Annotated in this window: 24 protein-coding genes and 1 tRNA gene; 11 read left to right on the top strand and 14 right to left on the bottom strand. The window is 69.6% G+C overall.

The features are described from left to right. Positions 1-88 precede the first annotated feature (88 nt). Positions 89-2,773: an endopeptidase La gene (gene lon / locus ACIRDX_RS02600; RefSeq protein WP_396623840.1), complete on the top strand. Its 2,685-nt coding sequence runs from the start codon at positions 89-91 to the stop codon at positions 2,771-2,773. Positions 2,774-2,776: 3 nt separating this feature from the next. Continuing rightward, on the top strand, positions 2,777-3,874 hold the full coding sequence (locus ACIRDX_RS02595; protein WP_396623839.1) for a hypothetical protein: 1,098 nt from the start codon (positions 2,777-2,779) through the stop codon (positions 3,872-3,874). A gap of 78 nt (positions 3,875-3,952) precedes the next feature. Here the strand turns inward: ACIRDX_RS02595 and ACIRDX_RS02590 are convergent, their stop codons facing one another. Genes ACIRDX_RS02590 through ACIRDX_RS02580 form a run of 3 tightly spaced genes read right to left on the bottom strand, consistent with a single transcriptional unit; the run spans position 3,953 to position 7,042 of the window. Next, entirely contained in the window at positions 3,953-4,654 is a 702-nt protein-coding gene (locus tag ACIRDX_RS02590; RefSeq protein WP_396623838.1) for a class I SAM-dependent methyltransferase, read from the bottom strand. 53 nt (positions 4,655-4,707) lie between these two features. Then, a complete protein-coding gene (locus ACIRDX_RS02585; protein ID WP_396623837.1) occupies positions 4,708-6,585 on the bottom strand; it encodes a bifunctional homocysteine S-methyltransferase/methylenetetrahydrofolate reductase in 1,878 nt (625 codons plus the stop codon). Between the two features lie 10 nt (positions 6,586-6,595). Then, on the bottom strand, positions 6,596-7,042 hold the full coding sequence (locus tag ACIRDX_RS02580) for a NuoI/complex I 23 kDa subunit family protein (RefSeq protein WP_396623836.1): 447 nt from the start codon (positions 7,040-7,042) through the stop codon (positions 6,596-6,598). Positions 7,043-7,373: 331 nt separating this feature from the next. Here ACIRDX_RS02580 and ACIRDX_RS02575 point away from each other — a divergent pair, with 331 nt between their 5' ends. The 4 genes from ACIRDX_RS02575 (at position 7,374) to lepB (ending at position 10,995) form a co-directional block, all read left to right on the top strand. Next, on the top strand, positions 7,374-7,985 hold the full coding sequence (locus ACIRDX_RS02575; protein WP_396623835.1) for a PEP-CTERM sorting domain-containing protein: 612 nt from the start codon (positions 7,374-7,376) through the stop codon (positions 7,983-7,985). Positions 7,986-8,130: 145 nt separating this feature from the next. After that, positions 8,131-9,459: a sensor histidine kinase gene (locus ACIRDX_RS02570; protein ID WP_396623834.1), complete on the top strand. Its 1,329-nt coding sequence runs from the start codon at positions 8,131-8,133 to the stop codon at positions 9,457-9,459. 1 nt (position 9,460) lies between these two features. Continuing rightward, a complete protein-coding gene (locus ACIRDX_RS02565) occupies positions 9,461-10,237 on the top strand; it encodes a LytR/AlgR family response regulator transcription factor (RefSeq protein WP_396623833.1) in 777 nt (258 codons plus the stop codon). Between the two features lie 17 nt (positions 10,238-10,254). Beyond that, positions 10,255-10,995 (top strand): signal peptidase I, encoded by a 741-nt coding sequence (gene lepB, locus ACIRDX_RS02560; protein WP_396623832.1) that lies wholly within the window; start codon positions 10,255-10,257, stop codon positions 10,993-10,995. Positions 10,996-11,055: 60 nt separating this feature from the next. On the opposite strand, the gene ACIRDX_RS02555 is transcribed toward lepB, so the two are convergent. The 4 genes from ACIRDX_RS02555 to ACIRDX_RS02540 all read right to left on the bottom strand — a co-directional run bounded on the left by ACIRDX_RS02555 (position 11,056) and on the right by ACIRDX_RS02540 (position 14,755). Further along, positions 11,056-11,583 carry a ferritin gene (locus tag ACIRDX_RS02555; RefSeq protein WP_396623831.1) on the bottom strand — a complete coding sequence of 176 codons (528 nt, stop codon included), beginning with the start codon at positions 11,581-11,583 and terminating at the stop codon, positions 11,056-11,058. Between the two features lie 99 nt (positions 11,584-11,682). Further along, complete coding sequence (locus tag ACIRDX_RS02550; protein WP_396623830.1) at positions 11,683-13,554, bottom strand: AMP-dependent synthetase/ligase; 1,872 nt, start codon at positions 13,552-13,554, stop codon at positions 11,683-11,685. Between the two features lie 57 nt (positions 13,555-13,611). After that, positions 13,612-14,109, bottom strand: coding sequence for a cyclic pyranopterin monophosphate synthase MoaC (gene moaC / locus ACIRDX_RS02545; RefSeq protein WP_396623829.1), 498 nt, complete (start codon positions 14,107-14,109; stop codon positions 13,612-13,614). Then, the gene (locus ACIRDX_RS02540; RefSeq protein ID WP_396623828.1) at positions 14,090-14,755 is read right to left on the bottom strand and encodes a redox-sensing transcriptional repressor Rex; all 666 of its coding nucleotides are present in this window, start codon (positions 14,753-14,755) and stop codon (positions 14,090-14,092) included. The genes moaC and ACIRDX_RS02540 overlap by 20 nt, the downstream gene beginning before the upstream one ends. A 78-nt stretch (positions 14,756-14,833) precedes the next feature. Between ACIRDX_RS02540 and ACIRDX_RS02535 the strand changes: the two genes are divergently transcribed. Beyond that, a complete protein-coding gene (locus ACIRDX_RS02535; RefSeq protein ID WP_396623827.1) occupies positions 14,834-16,774 on the top strand; it encodes an OPT family oligopeptide transporter in 1,941 nt (646 codons plus the stop codon). A 28-nt stretch (positions 16,775-16,802) separates the two neighbouring features. Then, entirely contained in the window at positions 16,803-17,951 is a 1,149-nt protein-coding gene (locus ACIRDX_RS02530) for an Ig-like domain-containing protein (RefSeq protein WP_396623826.1), read from the top strand. On the opposite strand, the gene ACIRDX_RS02525 is transcribed toward ACIRDX_RS02530, so the two are convergent. From ACIRDX_RS02525 to ACIRDX_RS02510, 4 genes are all read right to left on the bottom strand, one after another. Then, entirely contained in the window at positions 17,921-19,045 is a 1,125-nt protein-coding gene (locus tag ACIRDX_RS02525; RefSeq protein WP_396623825.1) for a hypothetical protein, read from the bottom strand. The genes ACIRDX_RS02530 and ACIRDX_RS02525 overlap by 31 nt on opposite strands. A gap of 4 nt (positions 19,046-19,049) precedes the next feature. Continuing rightward, a complete protein-coding gene (locus ACIRDX_RS02520; RefSeq protein ID WP_396623824.1) occupies positions 19,050-19,655 on the bottom strand; it encodes a DUF4126 domain-containing protein in 606 nt (201 codons plus the stop codon). Positions 19,656-19,791: 136 nt separating this feature from the next. Further along, a complete protein-coding gene (locus tag ACIRDX_RS02515; RefSeq protein ID WP_396623823.1) occupies positions 19,792-20,553 on the bottom strand; it encodes a lysophospholipid acyltransferase family protein in 762 nt (253 codons plus the stop codon). A gap of 113 nt (positions 20,554-20,666) precedes the next feature. Then, a complete protein-coding gene (locus ACIRDX_RS02510; RefSeq protein WP_396623822.1) occupies positions 20,667-21,275 on the bottom strand; it encodes a CarD family transcriptional regulator in 609 nt (202 codons plus the stop codon). 190 nt (positions 21,276-21,465) lie between these two features. Here ACIRDX_RS02510 and ACIRDX_RS02505 point away from each other — a divergent pair, with 190 nt between their 5' ends. From ACIRDX_RS02505 to ACIRDX_RS02495, 3 genes are all read left to right on the top strand, one after another. Further along, positions 21,466-22,068 carry an SAM-dependent methyltransferase gene (locus ACIRDX_RS02505; RefSeq protein WP_396623821.1) on the top strand — a complete coding sequence of 201 codons (603 nt, stop codon included), beginning with the start codon at positions 21,466-21,468 and terminating at the stop codon, positions 22,066-22,068. A gap of 52 nt (positions 22,069-22,120) precedes the next feature. Beyond that, a tRNA-Leu gene (locus ACIRDX_RS02500) sits at positions 22,121-22,206 on the top strand. A gap of 342 nt (positions 22,207-22,548) precedes the next feature. Continuing rightward, a complete protein-coding gene (locus tag ACIRDX_RS02495; RefSeq protein ID WP_396623820.1) occupies positions 22,549-23,649 on the top strand; it encodes a hypothetical protein in 1,101 nt (366 codons plus the stop codon). A gap of 1 nt (position 23,650) precedes the next feature. Here the strand turns inward: ACIRDX_RS02495 and ACIRDX_RS02490 are convergent, their stop codons facing one another. The 3 genes from ACIRDX_RS02490 to ACIRDX_RS02480 are packed head-to-tail and all read right to left on the bottom strand — an operon-like array spanning position 23,651 to position 25,558. After that, positions 23,651-24,562 carry a hypothetical protein gene (locus ACIRDX_RS02490; RefSeq protein ID WP_396623819.1) on the bottom strand — a complete coding sequence of 304 codons (912 nt, stop codon included), beginning with the start codon at positions 24,560-24,562 and terminating at the stop codon, positions 23,651-23,653. Positions 24,563-24,590: 28 nt separating this feature from the next. Continuing rightward, the gene (locus tag ACIRDX_RS02485) at positions 24,591-25,343 is read right to left on the bottom strand and encodes a M48 family metallopeptidase (protein ID WP_396623818.1); all 753 of its coding nucleotides are present in this window, start codon (positions 25,341-25,343) and stop codon (positions 24,591-24,593) included. Next, entirely contained in the window at positions 25,340-25,558 is a 219-nt protein-coding gene (locus ACIRDX_RS02480; protein ID WP_396623817.1) for a hypothetical protein, read from the bottom strand. Before ACIRDX_RS02480 ends, ACIRDX_RS02485 begins: the two co-directional genes overlap by 4 nt. Between the last annotated feature and the right edge of the window lie 80 nt (positions 25,559-25,638).

Raw genomic sequence — 25,638 nt, 5'->3', positions numbered from 1 at the left:
GGTGGAGGGACACGAGGCCGCGGCCACGACGTCAAACTAGTGAGCAGCCGTGCACGGTGCGCGGCCTTCGTCCCGGAGATCACGTCTCGTGGCTGACGCTGCCGCCCAGGATCCCCCGCTTCCGTCCCGCCTCCCCGTCCTGCCGCTGCGCAGCACGGTGGTGTTCCCGCTGACGGTGCAGCCGCTTGCGGTCAACCGCGCCGTGTCGGTCGATGCGGTGAACCGGGCCCTGGCCGGGGACCGCATGCTCGTGCTGGTCATGCAGGTCGGCGACGCCGAGGATCCCCAGCCGACGCAGTTGCGCAAGGTCGGCACGGTGGCCGTCATCCGCCAGATGGCCAAGGGCGCGATGGGGCTCCAGATCCTGGTGGAAGGCGTGGCGCGCGTGCGCCTCGACGAGGTGACCCGCGACGGCAACGTGATGGATGCCTCCATCACCGCCGCGCCCGAGCCCGATACGGCGGGCCTCGAGATCGACGCCTACCTGCGGACGCTGCGCGACCTGGTGGAGAAGGCGTTCTCGCTGGCCACCGGCCTCTCCCCCGACCTGCGGTCCATCGTCTCCGGCATCGACGAGCCCCTGCGCCTCGTGTACCTGCTGGCGACGCTCATCGACATGAAGCCCGAGGACAAGCAGCTGCTGCTCGAGCAGGACGACCTGCGGGTCAAGCTCAGCGCCATCACGGCCGCGCTGCGTCGGGAGGTGGAACTGCTCGAGCTCAAGGGCAAGATCGAGTCGCAGGCCCAGCAGGAGATGAGCGATGCGCAGCGGCAGTACTACCTGCGCCAGCAGCTCAAGGCCATCCAGTCCGAACTCGGCGAGGAGGAAGGCCAGGAGATCGCGGAGCTGCGCAAGCGCATCGACGAGGCCAGGCTCCCCGAGGCCGTGCTCAAGCAGGCGACGCGCGAGGTGGATCGTCTCGAGCGGATGTCGCAGGCCTCACCCGAGTACCAGATGCTCCGCACCTACCTCGACTGGGTGCTCGAGGTGCCGTGGAGCGCGACCACCGAGGATCGCCTCGATCCGCGCGCGGCGCGCGTGGTGCTCGACGAGGACCACTACGACCTCGACAAGGTCAAGGACCGCATCGTCGAGTACCTCGCGGTGCGCAAGCTGAAGAACGACATGAAGGGGCCGATCCTGTGCTTCGCGGGCCCGCCGGGCGTCGGCAAGACCTCGCTCGGGCAGTCGATCGCGCGCGCGATGAACCGCAAGTTCGTCCGCATCTCGCTCGGCGGCGTCCGCGACGAGGCGGAGATCCGCGGTCACCGCCGCACCTACATCGGCTCCATGCCCGGGCGGCTCGTGCAGGCGCTCAAGCAGGCTGGCTCGATGAACCCGGTGTTCATGCTCGACGAGATCGACAAGCTCCAGGCCGGGGGCTTCTCCGGCGATCCCGCCGCAGCGATGCTCGAGGTGCTCGACCCGGCGCAGAACCACACCTTCCGCGATCACTACCTCGAGGTGCCCGTCGACCTGTCGAAGGTGCTCTTCATCGCGACCGCCAACAACCTCGGCACGGTCCACCCGGCGCTGCTCGATCGCATGGAGATCATCAGCCTGAGCGGGTACACCGAGGAGGACAAGGCGCACATCGCACGCCGCTATCTCATCCCGCGCCAGATGAAGGAGCACGGCCTGCCGGCCGACGGCCTCGACCTCACCGACGAGGCGTTGAGCCGCGTCGTGCGCGAGTACACGCGCGAGGCCGGCGTCCGCAACCTCGAGCGGCAGGTCGGCACGATCGCGCGCAAGCTCGCGGCGCGCGTCGCGGGCGTCGACACCACGTTCCGCGATCGCGAGGCCGACGGCGCAGTGGCGACGGTGGACATGCCCATCCCGGGTCAGCCCGGCGACGGCCCGCCCATGCCGCCGCCCCCCGACCCCGAGCCCGACGAGATGCCGAGGCAGGATCCGGACCCGCGGCGCACGCCGGGCGTGCCTCACCCTGATGAGGCGCCCGAAGGGGATCCACCGCCGGCCGAGGATCCGGACCGCGACGAGCCGGAAGCGCCCATCGGCGACCCGATGAAGACGCCCGATCTGCCCGTGATGACGACGGTCACGCTGGAGTCGCCCTTCAAGGTCGATGCGCCCGACGTGCCCGACTACCTCGGGCCGCCGAAGATCAAGAACGACGCCCCGTTCCGGTTGTCGCGGCCGGGTGTGGTCACCGGCCTGGCCTGGACCGAGACCGGCGGCGACGTGCTGTACGTCGAGGCGACGCTCCTGCCCGGGGGCAAGGGGCAACTGGTGCTCACCGGACAGCTCGGCAGCGTGATGCAGGAGTCGGCGCGAGCGGCCTTGAGCCACGTGCGTTCGCGCGCGAGTGCCCTCGGCATCCCTGCCGACCTGTTCGGCACCCACGACCTGCACCTGCATGTGCCGGCCGGCGCCATCCCCAAGGACGGGCCGTCGGCGGGCGTGACCATGGCGACGGCCATCCTGTCGGCAGCACGCCAGGTCCCCGTGAAGAACGACGTCGCGATGACGGGCGAGATCACGCTGAGCGGCCTGGTCCTGCCTGTGGGCGGCATCAAGGAGAAGGCCCTGGCCGCGCGGCGGCACGGCGTCAAGCTCATGCTGTTGCCCGCCCAGAACGAGGACGACCTCGACGAGTTGTCGCCCGAGGCGCGCAAGGACATGGACTTCCGCCCCGTGTCGTCGTTCGAGGAGGTCGTGTCGATCGCGCTCGGCGACCTGCCGGCCGTCCCGGCTCCGGCCGATGCCGCCCCGGCCGCCGTCCCCGCTGAACCGGCGGTCGCCGGCTGACGCGTGGCCGTCGCGTTCTGCATCTCCGGCCACGGGTTCGGGCACGCCAGCCGCCAGGTCGAGGTGATCAACGCACTCGGGCAGCTCTGCCCGACCGTCCCGATCGCGCTCTTCACGGAGGCCTCGCCCTGGCTCCTCGACAGGACGGTGCGCGTTCCCGTCGCCAGACGCCCGTGGGCCGTCGACACAGGGGCGGTCCAGCGCGACAGCCTGCACCTGGACATCGGAGCGACGCTCGAGGCCGCCGCCCGCTTCGAGGCCAGCGCCGACGCAGCAGCCGTGTCGCTCGCGCGTGAGTTCCGCGCCGCGGGCACCCGCGTGGTCGTGTGCGATGCGCCAGCCATGCCCTGCACCGCGGCAGCCCTGGCAGGCATCCCCGCCATCGTCCTGGCCAACTTCACCTGGGACTGGATCTACGAGGACTTCATCGACGACCACGCCGGGGTCGACGACCTGCCGCGGCGCCTTGGCGCGCGGTACGCCGAGGCCGACGCCGCTTGGCGTCTGCCGATGTACGGTGGCTTCCAGACCTTTCGCACCGTCCTCGACTTTCCGTGGATCGCCCGGCGGTCGATGCGCGATCCCCACGACACCCGACGCCTCATCGGGGCCGTCGATGGCCGGCCGCTGGTGCTGATTTCGTTCGGAGGCTATGGCGTGTCGGGCATGACGCTGGCCCACCATGCCGGCGCCCCCTACCGCCTCGTGCTGTCGGCAGGCGCGCAGCACGGCACCACGGATGCGCCGGCCGACAGCGTGCACGCCGATCGCGACAGTCTCGACGCACTCGGCCTCCGCTACGAGGACCTCGTGGCGGCGTGCGATGTCGTCGTGTCCAAGCCCGGCTACGGCATCGTCTCGGAGTGCGTCGCGAACGGGACCGCGTTGCTCTATACCGATCGCGGGCGGTTCCGGGAGTACCCGGTGATGGTTGAGCAGATGCCGTCCGTGATGCGCTGCGGGTTCCTGGCCAACGACCTGCTGGCCCACGGGCGCTGGGACGCCGAGGTCGAGGCCTTGCTGGCGCAGCCCGCGCCCGCGGCACGTCCGTTGGTCAATGGCGCCGAGGTCGCGGCTGGCATGCTCAGCGCGATGCTCTGAGCCGCGCGCAGGCGAGGACGGCCCACAACGACGAAGGGCGCCGTGAGGCGCCCATTGTCATGCCCGAAACGCCTGCGGCTAGTCCTTGATGCAGGTGACCAGCGACCAGATCCGCGGGATGTTGACCTTCTCGATGGAGATGGGGTGCAGGTTGGCCTGCGCGAGGAAGGCCGGCAGGTCGAGGTCCGACTTGAAGCCGATGTGGACCATCATCGGCGAGATGAGGCGCTCGGCCTTCGAGAGCAGCTTGTTCGGGCTCAGGAAGTGGTTCAGGAAGATGATGCGTCCACCGGGCTTGCACACCCGGCGCATCTCCTGGGCCACCTTGACCGGATCGGGCACGACGCTGATCAGGTACGGCGCGTAGACGATGTCGAACGAGTTGTCCTCGAACTTGAGGTCCTGCGCATCCATCTGCAGCAGGCGCACGTTCTGGAGGCCCTTGCGGGCGACGCGCTCACGGGCCTTCTCGAGCATGGCGTCCGAGTAGTCGATGCCGACGATCTCGGTGTTGCTGGGGTACATCGAGCAGTTGATGCCCGTGCCGACGCCCACTTCGAGGATGGTGTCGCCGGGGTGGATCTGCATGCGCTGCAGCGCCTGCACACGCCCGGGATGGAGCGTGGGACCGAACGTCAGGTCATAGACGCTGGCGAGACGATCGTAGACCTTCTCCACGAAGTCGTTCTCGACGGCGGTCACCGACAGCGCCCGCGTGGCGGCGTCGCCGTGCAGCACTTCTTCGTCGGTTCGCGCGCGTTCCTGCCCCAACATTGCCATCAATCGGCTCTCCTGCTGCGAGTGATGCGGAAGTCTACCACGGCCACCCGGGCTCACACGGACTGCCCGACCGCTGGGTGCGGGTCGCCTGCCCGCGTCAACGCCCCGAGCACGTCCAGTGCGGTCGCCACCCGCCCGCCGGCCGCGGCGACGATGATGCCAGCCACCAGGGGGCGGATGGCGAGGACGAGTTCACGGGCGATGTCGAGCGCCTCGTCGGCCACGCGGCCCGACCGCTCGGCGGCGACCATGCGAGCCACGAGCGCCTCGGGAACGCTGACCCCCGGCTCCTCGTTGGCCAGTTGCTCGGCCTGGCGCGCACTCTCGAAGGGGCGCACGATCGCCAGCACGGGCAGCCGGCGCCCCGCGGTGTCGTCGAAGAACTGGCGCAGGGCCTCCACGTCGTAGATCGGTCCCATCACCACGAACTCGGCACCGGCCTCCACCTTGTAGCGGTAGCGCGACAGCTCGCGTTCCGGCATCACGGCCGTCGGGTTGGCGGCGACGCCGATGTGGAATGCCGTCGGCATGCCGATGGGCTGTCCGCCGACGTCCTCGCCGCGGTTGAAGCGGGCGGCGACGTTGGTGAGGCCGATCGAATCGACATCGAACACGGCCGTCGCGTCGGGATAGGCCGAGCGACGCAACGGGCGCCCGGTCACCAGCAGCAGGTTGCGCAAGCCCAGCGCGTGAGCCCCGAGCAGGTCGGCCTGCATGGCGTGCAGGCTGTGATCGCGGCAGCTGTACTCGAGGATGGCCTCGACGCCGGCGCTCTGCTCCACCGTGACGGCGCTGGCCAGCGCGCTCATGCGGGCCCGCGTACCGGATCCGTCGCTCACCAGCACGACGTCGAGGCCGTTGATGCGGGCCTCGCGCGCCTGCTGTGCAATCCGGTCGTGACCGAACCCGGCCGGCGGCACCAGTTCCACCCCGGTGACGAAGCGGCCCCGACGCAGCGCGTTGGCCAGGCGCGACTTGGCCTCGACGGGCACGGGCGTGACGGCCTCGCGGACGGGCGCGCTCTCGGTGATCGCGGTGGACGCGGGCGCCGGCGCGCCGAGCGCGTGCACGGCGTGGGCAATCTGGCGGACGTGATCGGGCGTGGTGCCGCAGCACCCGCCGATCAGGCGCACACCGGCGCCGACGAAGCGCCGGGCGTACGACGCCATGTAGTCCGGCGAGCAGAGATAGAGGTTGCGTCCGTCGACGTCGCGCGGCTTGCCGGCGTTGGGCATCGCCGCCAGCAGCGCGCCTGGTACCACCTTGGCGAGACGCTCGACCGTGTCGAGCATCGCCGCCGGTCCCACGCTGCAGTTGACCCCGAGCACGTCGGCGCCGAACTCCACCAGTTGCGGCCCGAACTGCTCGACGGGCGTGCCATCGAGGGTATTGCCGTCCTCGGCGGTCGTGAGCATCGCGACGATCGGGCGATCGCTCACGCTGCGAATGGCGCGAATGGCCGCGCCGATCTCGTTGACGTCGCGGAAGGTCTCGAGGATGAAGAGATCGACGCCCCCGTCGGCCAGCCCGCGCGCCTGCTCGGCGAAGATGGCCTCGGCCTCGTCGAGGCCCGTCTTGCCCCAGGGCTCGACACGCACGCCGAGCGGCCCCATCGACCCGGCCACCCACGCGGCATCGCGCGCCGCGTGCCGGGCGATGCGCGCGCCGGCGAGGTTGATGGCGTGCACCTTCTCGGCGAGCCCGAAGCTGGCCAGCTTGAGGCGGTTGGCGCCGAACGTGTTGGTCTCGACGATCTCGGCGCCCGCGCGGACGTATGCCTGATGCACCCCGACCACGAGATCGGGTTCGGTCAGGTTGAGGTCTTCGAAGGCGCGATTGAGGAACACCCCGCGCGCATAGAGTTGGGTGCCCATCGCGCCATCGCCGATGAGCACCCGAGCGCGCAGGGCGTCGAGGAAGGACTCGGTCACGGGCAGGGGCTTACTTGCGCGCGGCCGGCGCCTGGGCCTGCCCGGGCGCGGGGACGAGGAGGTCTTCCTTGTCCCACACGAAGTCGTCCTTGCTGTACACGGCCAGTTCGTAGTCCTTGCCCATGAAGATGGCGGACACGGGACAGGCCTCTTCGCAGTACCCGCAGAAGATGCAGCGGGTCTTGTGGATCTGGTACGTCCGGGCATACCGCGGCCCGGCCATCACGCTGCCATCGTTCTCGGCAGGTTCGAGGTAGATCGCGTCGGCCGGGCACGCCACCGCGCAGAGCCCGCACGCCACGCACTTCTCAAGCCCGTGTTCGTCGCGCATCAAGACCTGCTTGCCGCGCCACTTCGGGAACATCGGAACCTTCTCGTCCGGGTAGTTCACGCTGATGGGCTTCTTGAACATGTGCCCGAGCGTGGTCTTGAACCCGACGATCCAGGGACGAATCATCTGTGTGAGCCTCCGGTGGGCCCCGTCGCTCGACCGCAGCACGGAGCCATTGGGCAGTGTAGCAACAAGAACGGGATCCGCGTACAGGAGGCCGCGCGCACACCCCGCGCGGGCCGCTCAGCCGGGCGAGTCCGGGTCACAGTCTTGACTGCTGGCCTGCACGTCCGCCACCCGCGGAGCCTCGAACCATCGCCCATCTTGTCTCCCGCCTGAATGAATAAAGTCTACATTTCTCCCTATACAGGAACTATTGGACAGTGCCGATAACGCACAAATCCGTGTGCTGTAGCCGCACACGGCTGGCCCACGTTTTGCTAAACTAAAGGCAGCCATGAAGCTCACCAGCCTCGTTTCCGCGCTCACCCTGACCGCCGCCCTGTCCTTCGCGTCCACTGCGCAGGCAGCGCCGATCGTCGCCGCCGGTGCGGTCTCTGTGGACGTCTCCGGCTGGACGCCCGCGACCTTCATCAACGTGGGGACCACGTTCACCTTTGGGTCCTCGGAGTTGGCCAGCGGTGCGGGCGACCTCAGTCCCGTTGCCGCCTTGCCCAGCAGCAACGCGAACAAGAACATCGTGACGCAGTCGATCAAGGCGACCGTGGGGTCGCCCGTCACCTTCGACGCGGCGTGGGGCGACTTCTCGGGCACGGTCCGGAGTGCCATCCTGAACCCGGGCAGCAACGAAATCACTCGCTCCTTGACGGTCGTCGCGGTGGGCACGTTCACGCCGCAGGGCCTGCTCTCCTCCTTCTCGGCGGGCCCGATGATTCTCACGTTCTCGCCGAACCAGTCGACATCCGGTGGAGACGACGAGATCGGCTCGGTCGGCGCGTCGTACTCGATTGCCTCGACCAACCGCGGCCGCGTCGTGCCTGAGCCTGCCACGCTCCTCCTTCTGGGTCTGGCGCTCGGATCGGCCGGCGTCCTCCGCCGCCGCTCGTAGGTCGGCTACGCTTCTGGGCTCGAAGGCCGGACACGCGTTCGCGCGTGCCCGGCCTTCGTGTTTGTGGGCAGCGCCTCCTGCCTGCGCTCCCAACCGGCGGACCTGCCGGCATGGCGGGTGACCGGCCCGGGTTTACACTGCGAACGTGCTCCAGGAACCGCGTTTCCTGTCCGCCGAGCAATACCTGCTCGTGACACTCATCGTGCAGCTGGCCGCCATGGCGGCGCTGTCGACGATGCTGGTGCGGTTCCGACGTTTCCGAACCCTGCTCCTGACCGAGCGGCGGGATTGGCCGGAGCGCGTCAAGTTCATCGGCGCACTCGGCATCCCCCTGGCCGCCGGCGTTGCCAGCCGTCTGCTCCTCGGCTATGCGGCTGCCGACGTCTCCCTGGGCGGCGCCTACATGGCCGGGCTGGTCGCCGGCCCGTACGCGGGTGCCATCGTCGGAGCGATGGTCGGCGTGACGGCGTTGGCGGGCGGCGAATGGATTGCCGTGCCGCTCTACGTGGGATGCGGGTTCGCCGGCGGCGGCCTGCGCGAGATTTGCCCCAAGGACGCCATCTGGCACTTCTCGCCCTTCGTGCTGACGGGGTCGCCGCGCTACCTCTGGAAGCTGGTCCGCCGCTTCGAGGTCGACTGGCAGGTGCTGCTCATCGCCGCGCCGCTCGCCCTCGAGGTGCTGCACCAGTTCCTCGGACACCGTTACGGCATGGAGCGCCTGTTCTTCTTCCCCGCGCACTCACCGGGGATGCTCGCGCTCACGCTGCTCGCCACCACCCTCACGGTGGCCATTCCGATCAAGGTGTGGAACTCGGCGCGCATCGAGCACAAGCTGCAGGAACAGGAAGCACTCCTGCTCGAGGCGCGTATCGAGGCGCTCACGAGCCAGATCAATCCGCATTTCCTGTTCAACACCCTGACATCGATCTCGTCGCTGATCCGGACGCGCCCCGATACGGCGCGGATGCTCATCAACCGGCTCGCCGGCCTGCTCCGTCGGCGCCTGCGGGCCCACGACCACTTCGTGACGCTGCGCGACGAGCTGAGCGCCGTCGACGAGTACCTCGACATCGAGTGCGTGCGGTTCGGCCCGTCGCTGCGGGTCGCCAAGGACCTCGACGGGACGACGCTCGACCAGATCGTGCCGAGCATGATCCTGCAGCCCCTGGTCGAGAACTCGATCAAGCACGGCCTGGCCGACAAGATCGGCGAGCGCCTGGTGACCCTGCGCTCCCAGCGCGAGGCGGGGCTGCTCGTGCTGGAGGTCATCGACAATGGCCTGGGCATCGACGACACGCGGCCGGCGCGCAGCGCGGGCAGTGGCAGCGGCATCGGTCTGGCAAACGTGGCCGAACGCCTCAGGGTGATCTACGGGCCGCAGGGACGACTGTCCATCGACAGCACTCCCGAGCAGGGCACGCGGGTGCGGCTCGAGATTCCCGACACGCTCCTTCCCGAACGGCGGACGGCGTAAGATGAAGGTCAGCGTCCTGGTGGTCGACGATGAGCAACTCGCGCGGGAGGAGTTGTGTTACCTCCTGTCGCAGGACGCGGCGGTCGAGGTGGTCGGACAGGCCGACAACGGCATCGCGGCCCTCAGCCTGCTCGAGGACCTCGAGCCCGACATCGTCTTTCTGGACGTCCAGATGCCGGGACTCACCGGCTTCGAGGTCGCGCGGCAGTTCGCCGGGCGCTCCCCGGCGCCCCACATCGTCTTCGTGACGGCGTTCGACCAGTACGCGCTCGATGCCTTCAAGGTCAACGCGGTCGACTACCTGCTCAAGCCGGTCGATCCCGTCCGGCTGGAGGAAGCGCTCGCGCGGGCGCGCCGGCGGGTGGATCGCGTGCGGTCAGGAGCCGTGTCGCCCCAGGCCCTGGCCGAGATCGTGGAGGCGGTGGCCGCGCGCCAGGCGCGCCGATCACCGTTGGTCGTCAAGGTCGACGACCGCATCCTGCTGGTGCAGGCCGATGACCTCGTGTACGCCTCGCTGAACGAGGATGAGGTCACGATCGTAGCCAGTCAGGTGACGGGAACGTCCAGTTACCGGACGCTCGACGAGTTGCAGGCCCAGCTCGACCAGGCCACGTTCTGGCGGGTCCATCGCTCGTATCTCGTCAACATCAACAAGATCAAGGAGATAGTCCCCTGGTTCAGCCGGAATTTCATCCTGAGGATGCGCGACGCGAAGTCGACGGAGATCCCCGTGAGCCGGGCGCAGACCAAACGGCTGCGGGAGTACCTGCAGCTCTGACGCTGGAGGCGAGTCCGTTGCCGGCGGCCCCGCTGGAGGCCAGCCCGTCGGAGATGTCCCTGCTCGAGGCGACCCCGTCCGACATGCCCTCGCCGGAGGCGAGTCCGGCCGGGGCGTCGCCGTTGGTCAGTGCCACTCCGCCGTCCGGCTTCACGCCCGTCGTCGCCCCCGTGACCGCGCAGGCGGCCGACGAGGCGTTGCGCGCGGCGACAGCCGAAGTGCGTCGCCCGTCCATCTGGATGCGGGCCGGCGAAGAGCTGTTCACGTGGTTCAAGACGCTGGCCTCGGCTGCCGTGTACGCCACGCTGATCGTGACGTTCGGGTTCCAGGTGGCGCGCGTCGAGGGCCAGAGCATGGCGCCGACCCTGTCGGACCAGGACCGCCTGATCGTGAACAAGGCCGTCTACAAGATCGGCGAGCCGCAGCGTGGCGACATCGTGATGCTGTGGTACCCGGTCGATCCCGACAAGTCCTTCGTCAAGCGCGTGATCGCCGAGCCGCGCGACCGGGTGCGTATCGTCGACGGCCGCGTCTTCGTCAACGACGTACAGCTCGAGGATGCCTACGTGCCCTCCGAGTACCGGGGGCACGACGACTGGGGTCCACAGGAGATCCCGGAGGGCTACTACTTCGTGATGGGAGACCACCGGAACAACAGTTCCGACAGCCGCCACTGGGGCACGGTGCCCAAGAAGTACATCATCGGCAAGGTGCAGCTGCGGTGGTGGCCGTTGCCCCGAGCGACGGTGTTCGAGTAAGGCAGGCTGCCGGCCACGGGCGACAGGCAGCCTGTCGCCTGTCGCCTGTCGCCGCTCGTCCTAGGCCTCGGTCTTCCCCGCTCCGCCCTCAGCGCCGCTGTCGCCCGCACGCGCGCCGAGTTCACGGTCGATCTCCAGCAGCGCCCGCGGGTCGCTGCCCGCCATCTCCAGCCTGGCGATGACGTCGCGGGCCGACTTCTCCTCCTCGACCTGCTCGGTCACGAACCACTGCAGTTCGACGACGGCCGCGAAGTCCTTCTCCTGCATCGCGATTTCGTACAGGGTGCCGATCTGCGCGCTGACCTGCTCCTCCTGGGCCAGCGACGCGCGGAACACCTCGAGGAGCGTGCGCGCCGGCGTCGTCTCGACATGAATCTGCCGCAGCGTGACCCCGTGGTTGCGCGTGTGGATGAAGTCGAACAGGCGCAGCGCGTGCCCGCGTTCCTCCTCGCTCTGCACCCGGAACCAGTGGGCCGCGCCCGGGAAGTTCAGCTCCTCGCACACCCCCGACATCCCGAGGTAGCTGTGCGATGCCGACAGCTCGTTGTTGACCTGGTCGTTGATGGCGTCGTACACCCGCGAACTCATGCGTCTCTCCTCGACGCGCGTGGTCGGGGCTCGCCTGGGCGCAGCCACGCGACCGTCGCGCGAATCAGTGTCTGGTGACCGGACGAGGCCGCGCCTCGCCTATCCGTTCTCGTATAGCCGATCGACCACGGCCTGCCAACGGTCGAGCACGACCCGCCGCCGCAGCTTCAGCGTCGGCGTCAGTTCGCCCCCGGCAATGGTGAACTCGGTGGGCAGCAGGGCCACCTTCTTCAGCCGTTCGAACTGCGCGAGGTCGTGGTTGAGGGGCTCGACCACTTCCTGGTAGAGCGAGACCACGTCCTCGCGGACGACCAGTTCCTCGCGCGTGCCGCCAGGCATGCCCAGCACCTTCAACCGGTGCTCGAGCTGCGCGAAGTTCGGCACGATGAGCACCGCCGGGAACTTGCGGGCCTCGCCCACGATCATCGCCTCGGCGACGAGCGGGTGCTTCTTCAGGAGCGACTCGATCGGCGCCGGTGCGATCTTCTTGCCGCCGGAGGTCACCAGCAGTTCCTTCTTGCGGTCCGTGATCGTCAGGTAGCCGTCGTCGCTCAGGGCGCCGATGTCGCCGGTGTGGAACCAGCCGTCCGGCTCGAGGACGGCGGCGGTGTCGTCGGGGCGCTGCCAGTACCCCTTCATGATGTTCGGCCCGCGCGCCATGATCTCGCCGTCCTCGGCGATGGCCACCTCCACGCCATCGACCGTGCACCCGACGGTCCCGAAGCGCGGACGGGGGCGCGGGTTGACGGTGAGGACCGGCGACGTCTCTGTAAGGCCGTAGCCCTCGATGAGGGGCACACCCACGGCGTTGAAGAACACGGCGATGTGCGCCGGCAGCGGCGCGCTCCCCGATACCGCGAGCTTCAGGCGCCCGCCGACCTTCTCGCGAATCTTCGCGGCGACGAGGCTGTCGGCCACGGCCTCCTGCATCTTGAGCAGCGGCGACAGGGCGCGGCCGGAGACCCGCGCGGCCGACGCCTGGGTGCCGACACGGACCGCCCACTCGAAGAGCCGACGCCGGAAGGCCGGCGCGGCAGCCACGGCCTCGTGGATCTTCGCGTGCAACTTCTCGTACACACGCGGCACGCCCGTCATCACCGTGGGGCGCGCCAGTTGCAGGTCCCGCGCGAGTGTGTCGAGCGACTCGGCATGGCACACCGAGAGGCCCTCGTACATGTAGAGGTAGGTGACCATCCGCTCGAACACGTGACTGAGCGGCAGGTAGCTGAGCGCCACGTCCTGCGGCGTGAGCTCGAGCACCGGCGAGACGGCGCGCAGGTTCGAGAGCACGTTCTCGTGGGTGAGCATCACGCCCTTCGGCTCACCCGTCGTGCCGGAGGTGTAGATGATGGTCAGCAGGTCGTCGGGCTTGACGGCAGCGATGCCCGCCTCGTAGCGCGCGACGGCGCCCGCATCGGACGCCAGCGCGGTCCCGCGGGTCACGAGGGTCTCGAGGCGCAACACCGTGTGACTGCCGCGCACGGCGGCCGGCGGCACCTCGTCGGTGAACACCGCGATGAACTCGAGTTCCGGGATCAGGTGGCGGACCGACAGGATCTTCTCGGCCTGCGTGGCGTCGGACACGAACACGCCACGCGCGCCCGAGTCCTGCAGGATGAACCGCGCCTGCTGGCCCGAGATGGTCGGGTAGATCGGCACGGTAACCAGCCGCGCGGTCACGATGCCCATGTCGGCCATGACCCACTCCTGCCGCGTCTCCGACATGATCGCCACGCGATCACCGGGCGCCATGCCCATGTCCTCGAGCGCGAGCCCGATGGCGCGTACGCGCTCGACGAAGCTTGCCGTCGAGCAGGGCGTCAGTCCCGCTGCGGTGCAGGCCTGCAGCAGATCAGGGCGTGGATGGGTCCTCAGTAAGTCCGCCGGCAACTGCGCCAGGGACGTGACCCGGGCGGTGATGGAGGCCGGGAAGCGAAAGGGTCGGGCTTGCGATGCGACGGCGACGGGCATGCGGGGCACCTCGGGTCCGGAGTCCCGGCCGACACGGCCGGGCGCCGCCCCTCTGGATCAGGATGTGGATACCTTGAAGGTACCACTTTGTCCGCCACGCTTCTCGACCAGGCGGACCTGCTCGATGACCATGGTCTTGTCGACGGCCTTGAGCATGTCGTACACGGTGAGTCCGGCCACGGCCACGGCCGTGAGGGCCTCCATCTCCACGCCCGTCCTGCCCGTCGTGCGGACGGCGGCCTCGATCGCGATGCCACCACGCGCGAGTTCGACCGAGACCTGCACGCCGCTCAACGGCAGCGGGTGGCACAGGGGAATCAGCGTGGCCGTGGCCTTGGCGGCCATGATGCCCGCGAGGCGCGCAGCCTGCAGGGGGTCGCCCTTCTTGACGGCGCCATCGCGCACGAGGCGGCGCGCGGCCAGCGAGACGCGAACGAAGCCGCGGGCGATGGCGAGGCGATCGGTCTCGGGCTTGGCCGAGACGTCGACCATGCGCACGCGCCCCTCGGCGTCGGCATGCGTCAACCTGCGCGGCTTACGGGGCGACGTAGCCATGGGCCAGGAAGAACGACAGGCTCTCGAAGGTCACGGTCAGATCCATGCTCTTCAACTTGACGTGGGCCGGTACGCGCAGGTTGCCCGGCGAGAAGTTCAGGATGGCGCGGATGCCCGTCGCGACCACGGCGTCGACCGTGGGCTGGGCGGCATCGGCGGGCACGGTGATGACGGCGATGTCGATCTTCTCCCGCTCGACCAGGCGCTCCAGGTCGCGCGCGTGGCGAATCGGCACGCCGGTCCTCGAGTACTGCCCCACCTTCTCGCGGGCGGTGTCGAGCAGCGACACCACGTCGAAGCCATCGCCGCGAAAACCCGGGTAGTCCGCCAGCGCGAGGCCCAGGTTGCCCGCGCCGATGATGACCACCTTGATGCTCCGATCGAGCCCCAGGATCTGCTTCAGGTGCCGCTTCAGGTCCTTGACGTAGTACCCGACGCCGCGGATGCCGAACTCGCCGAAATGCGCCAGGTCCTTGCGGATCTGGGCGGCATTGAGTTGGAACTGGGCCTCGAGGCCCTGCGACGAGATCGTCTTGACGCCTGCCCCGTCCAGCGCTTCGAGGCAGCGCAGGTACACCGACAGCCGGGCCGTGGTCAACTCCGAGACCTGATCCCCACCGGACCGGGCGCGCTCGATATCCGACACGGGGAACAGGATAAGGCAAGGCCCCTCCGCACGCTTCCCTTGTCCCTCGTCGCGTGATCTGAGGTATACCTGCCCCCCATGTCCCAGCCCGCGTTCACCCCGTATGTGCCCCCGGACCAGGCGCCGCCGGAGTTCACGGCCAAGGCCGTCCTGCTCGGGGCGTTGTTCGGCCTGCTGTTCGGTGCCTCCACCGTGTATCTCGGGTTGCGTGCGGGGCTGACGGTGAGCGCCTCGATCCCGATCGCGGTGCTCGCCATCTCCGTCCTGAAGAAGTTCGGTGGCTCGACCATCCTCGAGAACAACATCGTCCAGACCATCGGTTCGGCCGGCGAGTCGGTGGCCGCCGGCGTGGTCTTCACGATTCCCGCCCTGATCTTCCTCACGCCATACGGCCCGGCCTACTTCAACTACTTCCAGATCACGATGCTCGCCTTCGCGGGCGGGATCCTCGGCGTCCTGCTGATGGTGCCGCTCCGCCGCGCGCTGATCGTCAAGGAACACGGCGTGCTGCCCTATCCCGAGGGCGCCGCCTGCGCCGACGTGCTGATCGCGGGAGAACGCGGCGGGCAGTTGGCCTCGCTGGTGTTTCAGGGCCTCGGCATCGGCGCGCTCTTCAAGGCCCTGCCCTGGATCTTCCAGGTGGTGCGGACCGAGGTCGGGTACACGACGCCCAGGACCAGCGCCTTCCCGAATGCGACGATGAACGTCGACATCTCGCCCGAGTACATGGGCGTGGGCTACGTGATCGGCCCCCGCATCGCCGGCGAGATGGTGGCCGGGGGCGTGCTGTCGTGGATGGTGCTGCTGCCGCTGCTCACCATCCTCGGCGCCTACATGCCGACGCCCTTCCCGCCGGCACCCGCCGACGGCCTGCGCATCGTGGACATGGCGCCGGGCCAGATCTGGAGCCAGTACATCCGCTACATCGGCGCGGGCGCCGTCCTCGCCGCCGGCCTCATCACGCTGGCGCGCACGATCCCGACCATCATCGGCTCGTTCCGCGACTCGGTGAAGGACTTCCGCGCCGAGAACGCCGGCCGCACCCAGCTGCGCACCGAGCGCGACTTGCCCGTCGCGGTGGTGCTCGGCGGCACACTGCTGCTCGCCGTGGTGCTGGCCGTCGCCCCGGGACTGCCCACCCAGGGCAATCCCCTGGCGGCCGCCCTGGTGATCATCTTCGGCTTCTTCTTCGTGACGGTCGCCTCGCGCATCGTCGGCCTGATCGGGAGTTCGTCGAGCCCCGTCTCGGGCATGACCATCGCGACGCTGATCCTCACGTGCACGATCTTCGTCAGCATCGGCTGGACCGGCGACGCGTACGCCCCGATCGCGCTGACCGTCGGCGCGCTCGTGTGCATCGCCGCCGCCAACGCCGGCGCCACGTCACAGGACCTCAAGACGGGTTTTCTGGTGGGCGCCACGCCGCGCGCGCAGCAGATTGGCCTGGTGATCGGCGTCATCGTGTCGGCGCTCATCATCGGCATGACGACGCTGTACCTCCACAAGGTGATGGTGATCGGGTCCAACGCGCTGCCGGCGCCGCAGGCGACGCTGATGTCCACGATCATCCGCGGACTCCTCAGCCAGAACCTGCCGTGGGGGCTGGTCCTCACCGGCGTGTTCATCGCGGTGACCATGGAGTTGTGCGGCGTCCGGTCGCTGTCGTTCGCCGTGGGCGCCTACCTGCCCATCGCGACGACCGCCCCGATCTTCGTCGGCGGCGTGGTGCGGTGGCTCGTCGAACGCTCGACGGGCCAGCACGAGGAGTCGGAAGTGAGCGCCGGCACCCTGTTCAGTTCCGGCCTCATCGCCGGCGGCTCCATCGCCGGCATCGTGTACGCGGTGCTCTACGGCTCACGCGAGTACATGCCCACCGCCCTGCGGGTCGAGGATGCCCAGGAGAGCCTCGGGCGCATCCCGGCGCTCCACGAGGGGGTCACCGGTCACCTGGTCGGGCTGGCCGTCTTCCTGGCCCTCGGCGTGATTCTGGCCCGCGTCGGTCGGCGCCGCGTCAACTGAGTCGGCTCGGCAGGCGTCGTTACTGGATATGGTCTTTCGTGTCCTCGTTGCCGCACTCGTCACGGCGCTGGCCGGCGCCATGCCGGTCCATGCCCAGTTGCGTGCGGAGATCTCGTCGGGACGCAAGGCTGCCACGCTCGACGCCTTGGCGGCCTACCCGGGCTTCTACCACCTGCAGGCCGTCCGGGTCCGCGGCAAGCTGGTCACCGACCAGGTGGGCACGGCCCTGCTGAGCGGCCAGACACGCCTGCTGACGGTCGGGGACGCGGCGGTCGCCCAGGTCGAAGGCGACGTCGAGGCGACGGGCACGTTCATCGACGTCGGCCGCCTGCAGCAGGACGACCAGCGGGTGGGCACCTACGGCCTCGCAGCCCTGTCGCAGAAGGTGTTGCAGCGCGACTGGCCCGGGCAGAACGAACTGCCCGTGCTCCTCGTGTCGGAGGTCAAGAAAGCCGAACCGCTGACCGCGGCCTCGGTGCGGGCCCTGGCGCTCGAACCCGCGAAGTACGAGGGTCAGCCCGTGACGATCAGTGGCCGGTTCCGCGGCCGCAACCTGTTCGGCGACCAGCCTGCGGCCCCGGCGCGCAGCAAGTTCGACTTCGTCATCCAGTTGGCCGACGCGAGCGTGTGGGTGGTCGGCCGTCGTCCCAAGGGGGTGGGCTTCGACCTGAACGTGGAAGCCCGCGTCGACACAGGCCGCTGGCTCGAGATCCAGGGCGACGTCCGCACGGCCAAGGGCCTCGTCTACATCGAGGCCATCGCCATCAAGGCAACGCAGCCGGTGTCGGACTCGGGGCCGGTCGAGACGGTCACCGAGGTCGCCCCCCCTCCGCCGGCCCCGCAGGTCGTCTTCAGCACGCCGACGGCCAACGAGATCGACGTGTCGGCGGAGGCGCGGGTCCGCATCCAGTTCTCGCGCGACATGACCGCCGAGTCGTTCAAGGGCAACGTGCAGGCCGCCTACGACCCGCGGGAAGCGGCCGAGCGCGGCATCCCCCAGGTGCCGCCGCCGCCCTTCGTGGCGACCTACGACCAGGGACGCCGGATGCTGGAACTGAAGTTCTCAGGGCCGTTCGAGCGGTTCCGCACCGTGATCATCCGGCTCGCGCCCGGCATCATCGCCTTCGACAAGCAGCCGCTGGTGCCCTACGAGTTGCGGTTCACGGTCGGCGGCTGAGCGGGCGCCGCCCCGGCCCTGTCTACCGCCATGTCGATCAGCAGGCGCGCGATGGACGCCCACGCGCGCTCGGCACGTACGGCCGCACGCACGTCGGCCAACCGACGGGCCTGGTCGGCGGCATGCCCGAGCAGCGAGACGATCTCCTCAGCCACGCGCGGCGCCTGACAGGCCTCGTCCAGGAGTTCCGGCACCACCGCGTCTGCCGCCACGCGGTTCGCCCACGCGTCGAACGGCACCAACCGGCCGCCGAGACGCGGGGCCACCATGCGCGCCAGGCGTTCACGCCACGGGCGGCGTCGCGCGAGTAACGCCGGCGTGCCCAGCAGGGCGGCCAGCAACGTCGTCTCGCCGTCGCCACAGATCACGACATCGGCTGCCGTCACGCTGGTCCGTGGCGCCCCGACCTGCATCGCCTCGCCAGGCACCGCTCCGAAGAGACGACGCAGGGCCATCGCTTCGGTCGGGTCGGCGGCCCCTATCGCCACCTGGAGAGGTTCGCCTGCGGCCTGGACCTGGCGCACGGCATCGCGCACGAGCGGAACCAGGGCGCGCAGCGGTGCCGCCCCCGCCGTCGCGCAGACGGCCACCACCGAGTGATCCTCGGTGAGGCCCAGTTCTCGACGCGCGGCCGCCCGGTCGGCCGCCAGGGGAAGCGTCACGTCGTCGGCGAGCGGGTGGCTCACTCGCTGGACGCGCGCGCCCGCAGCCACCAGGTCGTCGACGTCGTCCACCGGGGATGCGATGACCAGATCGCATGTCGCGGCGAGTCGCCCCCCCGCCCACGGCCACTGGATACCATCCGTGCGGGGCATGGCGGCCACGGTGACGCGCTGCCTGCGCAATCGCCGCCCGAGCCGCGCCTGCTGCCACCGCCCGCCGCCGACCAGGAGCGCGGCGTCGACAGGTGTGCGCGTGAGCGCCGCCTCGAGTGGCCCTGCGCGCGTGATGTCGGGGACGTCCTCGCCGGCCAGCGAGGCGCCGCCGAGCCGCGAGACGTCGAGCGATGGCATCACCGCCCGCAGGGCCCGCACCACACCGACCGCCGTCGCATCGGCGGCCGGATCGAGTACCGCCACGAGAAGATGCAGCACGGATTCAGGCCGGCTGGTCGCCGAGCAGCGCGCGGCGACGCTGTGCGAACAGCCGCTTGAGGGTGCCGACCACCATGCCGAGCACCACGAGGCACACGACGAAGGCCACGGCGACAACGCCGAGGGCGAGGATGGGATACTTCAGCGCCAGCCCGGCCAGCACCAGGACGAAGGCGTCTTCGGACAGGCTCAGGATCCAGTTGGAGAACGGCTCTGGACTGGCGTTCACGGTGACGCGCGCCCCCGCCTTGGTCAGGTGACTCGACGCGGCCAGCCCTCCGCCGAGGAGGGCGACGATGCCCTGCATCATCGGGTTGGCCTCGCCGAGCGTGCTCACCGCGATGAGCGCGCCGCCGAGGGGGCGGATGGCGGTGTGCACGCCGTCCCACAGGGTGTCGACCCAGGGAATCTTGTCGGCCACGAACTCGATCACGAAGAGCGCGAGCGACGAGTAGATCACGATGTCGTGGTCGAAGACCTTGAACTGCTCGGGCAGCGACACCCAGCCGTAGCGTGCCGCAAGGCCGAGGATGCCGACCGTGGCGTACAGGTTCACGCCCGCGGCCATCGAGAAGCCGAGCGTGCGACCGAGCGTCACGAGGATGTCCATGTCTGCGCTCCCCCCGAGGCGCGCGTCGGCGCCCCTGCGGCTTCAGGCTACCGCGAAGCGTGGCCTGGTGGTTGGACGAGGCCAGGGACCGGGCTCGGAGCGCCGGTCCTGGCTGCGGCGTGACGGCGCTGCGAGTTCAGTGGCGGGTCGCGGCGGCGTCGGCGGCGGCGGCCTCGGCCAGCAGGCGGGCGACTTCGTTCCTCACGCGTTCGGTGAGCTGGTCGCGCTGCGCGATCTGCAGCCCGGTCGTCTCGATGGGCGGCCCGAAGTGCACGCGGACCGTCGTCGGCCAGATGAGCGGGCTGCCTGGGCGCATGGCGCGCGCCGCCCCGAAGATGGCCGCTGGCACGATGGGCGCCTGCGCCTTCAGGGCAAGGACGAAGGCGCCCTTCTTGAAGGGCAGCAGTTCGCCCGTGCGGCTGCGGGTGCCCTCGGGGAACATCAGCAGCGAGTTCCCGGACTGCACACTGGCCGCCGCGCGGTCGATGGCCTGGGTGGCGCGCTCGCGATGCTCGCGCTCGATGGGCACGAAGCCGACCTGGTCGAAGCCGCGGCCGAGGATCGGCGTCTTGCGGAGCACCGCCTTGTACACCACCTTGAGCTTCGGCGTCAGGCTGCGCAGCACCGCGAACAGGATCGGCGGCTCGACGTTGCTGGCGTGATTGACCGTGTACAGCGCCGACCGGTGATGCTGGATGTACTCCGCCCCGGCCACCTCGGCCTTGATGCCCAGGATGCCCATCGCGATCCGGATGCAGTTGATGCCGAGGGCGATGAGGTGCGCGTGCGTGTTGGTCGCGAGGGCGATCAGGAGGGCGGGCGTGCCGATGATCACGATGTAGCCGATCACGAACACGTAGGCGACGAGGCTGCGGAAGGCGGTGATCAGCGTGAACACGTGGGCAATGATCTCGGCGCGGGCGTCGCGGGCGCTCTACGCGAAAGAGCCCGGCGGTCTTGCGACCACCGGGCTCCCTGCGGTTTCATCGGGAACCGTTGTCTGTGCGGAACCTAGTTGCCGCTGAGGGCGCGGCGAGCCGTTGCACGAGACGCGATCGCCACCTTCGGCGCGGCCACCTTGGCCGCCATCGCGGCCGCGGGCCGGCGGGCCGGCGTGGTCTCGTCCTTGGTCTTGAAGCACCGGCACAACGCCTCGTCGACCATGGTCTCGACGCCGGCCATCGGCTGGTGGGTCACTTCGGAGATTTCAGAGATGACGAGGAAGCGGGCCCGATCGAGCATGCGCTTCTCGCGGAAGGAGAGGTTCTTCGACTTGCTGAGATAACACAGACTCTTCAACACCTCGACCACGTCGTAGATGGAGCCGGTCCGCATCCGATCCGAATTGTCCTTGAAGCGACCCTTCCAGTTCTGGTGACTGTCGATGTTGCCGTCGGAAAGCAACCCGTACAGCTTCTGGATTTCTTCGTCGCATACTGCGCGGCGAAGGCCGACGCTCTCGACGTTGTTGACGGGCACGAGCACCGTCGTCTCGTTTGCCACCATGCGCAATTGATAGAAATCGCACACGGTTCCCAGAATCGTCTTGGTCTCGATTCGTTCTACGACACCGAGTCCATGATTCGGGTAGATGACCTTGTCACCGACCTGAAATGTCACAGGCACCCCTCTCTCCGGAATGATGCACAGGTAGCGGTTCCAGCGATATGGTCCGAGAAACGCTGTCAGTATAGCGCACATTCACCACTCAGCCGCGCCGAACTGTCCCGAACGCCAACCAGGCGGGCCGTCATGGCGTCGTAAGGGCGCCGCGAGGCCTACCATTGCTCCCGTGGAGACCGTTCCCCCAATGCCCATCAGCCTGATCCGTGTCCTCGGGACCTGCAGCGTCGCCGCCGCCCTGCTCCTGGCGCCTTTGGCCACGCCGGCCGCCGCGGTGGCCCCGACCGAGGCCGCCGATGGCCAGCCGACCCTGGCGCCCTACGTCCCCACGCCGCAGGACGTCGTCGAGCGGATGCTGTCGATGGCGTCGGTCGGAGCCAACGATGTGGTGATCGACCTCGGGTCGGGCGACGGGCGACTCGTCATCACCGCCGCGAAGAAGTTCGGCGCGCGGGGCGTCGGCATCGACATCGACCCGGCCCGGATTGCGGAAGGCCAGGCCAACGCCCGGGCGGCCGGCGTGGAGGGCCGCGTGGAATTCCGGCAGCAGGACGCCCTGCAGGCGGACCTGTCGCAGGCCACGGTCGTGACGTTGTACCTGCTCTCGTCCTCCAACGTGAAGCTGCGCCCGAGGCTCGTCGGCCAGTTGAAGCCCGGGTCCCGCATCGTGTCGCACCAGTTCGGGATGGGCGACTGGCCCCCGGACAAGGTCGACACGTTCACGGACGCCAACGGAACGAGTCGGACCCTCTACCTCTGGACGGTCGGCGCCAACACGCCCAGGCCCTGAGGCGCGGCTCGCCCACACGACGCGGCCGTGTTTTGGTAGACTGCCGCACTACGCCCGCTTGGCGAAATGGCAGACGCAGGGGACTCAAAATCCCCCGCCCGCAAGGGCATCTCGGTTCGAGTCCGAGAGCGGGCACCACGGCTTCTCCCCCGCACCCATGACCCCCAGGGCCTGGCCTCCTCGTCGCTGCGGCGAGCCTCTGGGCGACGATGGCGCTCGTGGTCGGGGCTTCCTGGCCGCAGCACGGGCCTCGCGCGGCCTTCCTTCTGGTGTGGGCGCTCGGAGCCACGGCGCTCCTGTGGCTGTCCACCGCCGCTCCACGTCCTGACCTGAATGCCCCCCTCTGCGCCAAGCAACGATGGCGCTCGACCCGCGCCAGGCACGCCCCTCCGAACCCTCGCGGGCCTTGCTGGGTACGCGTGTGGGCGGCGCGGTAGCTGTTGCCGGGCCGGGTGGCCCATTCCGGTCGAGCCGGCGCCCTTGCGGCTACTCCGTGACGCGCTCGCGGCCGGCAGGGTCGCTTCGACCGCGACAGAGGCTTTTCAAGACGGCGAGCTTCTTGGTCGTTTACCACAAGGCGAGTGCGGCTTCCATGGCCTCGTGGACGGTGGCAGCGGCTGTCGCGTCGAGGCAGCGATCGGGTGGGAAGGCCTCGCGCACAGCTGCCGGCAGTTTCCGCGTCTGCTGCTCGCGGATGCTCAGGGCTGGCACCAAAGCCTGTCCGTCTGGTGTGGAACGGCAGCCGCGCTGGTCGTGAATGACGACCGACCGCTCCCGAATTTTCTATCGTTCGACCACATCCTGACAGATCCGCGAGTTCACGTCGAAGGACTGGACGCCCGCGCGGCGTGGCCGCCCCTGCTTCGTCCGGGGGTACTGGCGGGCCTGGACGGCTACGACGCCTGGGAGCGCGCGGTATTGACGCAGTATCTGGCACGCGTCGGCCAGGGCGTGTCCCTGTCGAGCGCCCTCCTTGCTATTGTCGACTTCACCGAAGCCGTTCGCGCCTGGAGCGCGCCGGACGAGGCTCTCCCCGCACTGATTCTGGCGCGTTCGCAGCCATCCGGGGCGATGGCGTGGGCCCCTGAGGGGCCGTTCGACGACGATGCCTCATTTATCTCATTCGACCTAATTGAGCGTATCCCCACAGCATGGCGCCCCGCACACTGGCCGGACGGCCTCACCGACCCCACGCACGATGACAGGCCGCTGACGCGGGCGCGCGCCGAGTTCGCGCTGTGCCGCTACCTGGGCACCCGCCTGGTGGCGTCGTGGGTCGCGTACCAGGGCGGCGGCCTTCGATCCGTCGCTGCGTCCGTGATGGCGTGCTACGCGTTGGCGGTGGAGGCGCTCGCCTCACGCGCGGAACACGCTCCAACAATCGGTCACATGACCGATTCAATTAGGGCCACGGACTGGCTGGTTCTCCATCTCCTCGACCGTCAGGACTGGGCCTCCTGGTGCAGTCAGGTCGAAGACCACGGAAACGCCACGCGATTGCGGTCATGGGTCGCGGCGGCTGACCGGCGGCTGAATGACCTGCCATGGCCCTCCCCCACCGCCTCATCGCCCGCGTCCTGAGTCAGCGGCGGGGGTGACGAGCGGGTGCCGGTGGCGGTTCAGGCCCGGACGTCCCGGAGAGCGCCGCCAGTGCCGCCTCGGCGGCGGCCACGACCTCACGCTGGTGTGCGGCATCGCGGGCCGCGGCCTCGAGGGCATTGCGGCCCGCCTCCAGTGCCTGCGTGGCGGCCCCCACCCGCAGGCGAGCGGCGTCGAGGTCGCGTTCGGCGTCGGCCAGGACCTCCGAGGCGGCGCTGAGGGCCCGCTCGAGTTCGGCGAAGCGCTCCCGAGACAGGTCCTCGTGCGCCCGGGCCTCCGCAAGGAGGACCTCAGCCTCCACCCGACGCGGGTCGGGCGTCGTGGGACTCGGCCCCTCTGCTGGCGCCTGACGGGCGACGATCTCGAACCGGCGGACCGGGGTGGGCTCGGCCGGCAGTACCAGCCCCGCGAGCGCCTGCAGTCCCGGCAGGGGCACATCGTCCGTGAGATGGCCGTGCGGCAGTCGCCCCTCGCGGCCGTGGGCAGCCAGTGCCTCGAATGACGCGCGAAGCGGCCCGGACAGGCCGTCGGCCGTGCCCAGCGACTCCGCCGACGCGATCGCCAGCGCCTGCTCGACGGCCGCACGCACCGCCTCGTCGCGGAGGGCCATCGTGCTCGGCAGGTCGGCGTCGGGATCGCCGAGGAGCCGCGCCTGCTGCGCCGCGCGGGCCGCGGTCCCGGCGTCGAGCAGTTGGTCGTAAACGGGGCGCGCGCGCCAGAAGACCTGATTGACGAGATGGGCCGTTCGCGAGGGCTTCTGAGCCCCACCGATACCCGCGGCGACGTCCTTGTGGCCGCTCCCCTTCAGCTGCGAGACGGCGAGTCGGCGGCGGGCGATGAACTCCGCCAGCGGGCCCTGATAGAGCGAGGCCAGGGCCGCGCTGCTGTCGATCATCGCGACCTCGTCTCCGGATGTGCAGGCATCAGCAGAGCGACAGGCCTTCGGCCCGCAACCAGGCACGCGATGCCGCATAGTCGGGGCACACGGCCGCCACTTCGGCCCAGAACCGGGGTGAGTGGTTGGGTTGGCGCAGGTGCATCAGCTCATGGAGCAGGACGTAGTCGCACACGGCCGTCGGCATCTGCAGCAGGCGCCAGTTCAGCGCGATGTTGCCATCGCGCGAACAGGATCCCCAGCGGGAACGCTGGCTCCGCACGGTGACCCGAGCGACCTCGAGGCCGTGACGCGCCGCGAAGGCCAGCAAGCGAGGCGGCAGTTCGGCGGCGGCGCGGGCGCGCATGAGCGGTTCGATCACGGGGCGATAGTCATCGCGCACCGGCGCAGTCGCCACGAGGTCCCCGCACCGGACCGACACGTGCGACGCGTCGACCGACGACACGTCCACGGCGACGTGGACGCCCCGCCACCAGACCCGCTGCCCGGCGCGCCATCGCAGGTCGTGGCGGCGGCCGGCGATTTCCTCCCGGCGCTCGTCGATCCAGCGCGTGCGCGTCCGCACGAAGGCCTCGGCCTCCCGCCGCGACCCGTAGCGCGGAATGGTCACGCGGACGGTGGCATCGGGCAGGACGCGCAGGATGTAGCGGCGTGCGCGGCCGTTGCGCACGAAGGTCAGCGCGGGCGGCGGCATCGGGACCACCGGCATGCCGGTGGCCGCGTCGTCGCGCTCGCCACACTCGCGCCAGGCGAACGACAACTGCTGCGCCGGACGGCTCACACCTGCTCCTTGCGCCGCGACGCGACCAATGCCTGGGCGCGCATGCAGCCACCGCACCGCTGCCAGACCTGGCGCGTGACCGGCTGGCGGGCCGCCTGGTCGTCCTCGAAGACGTCGGTCATCGCTGCCACGAAGCCCGTGTCGCACAGGCACACGCTCGTCTCCTCGTTGTGGGCGAAGAACGGTTGTCGAAGTTGCTGGTGCCCACGGTACACCAGCCGCCCTCGATCGGCATGACGTCCTGATGCCGCCTCGCGTGGTGAGGCCCGGACGGTCGCACGGCCGGGCGCGCCGC

Source organism: Luteitalea sp. (assembly GCF_044337415.1).
Taxonomy (GTDB): domain Bacteria; phylum Acidobacteriota; class Vicinamibacteria; order Vicinamibacterales; family Vicinamibacteraceae; genus Luteitalea.
The sequence above is the reverse complement of the archived record's forward strand: the minus strand, read 5'-3'. Positions and strand labels throughout refer to the sequence as shown.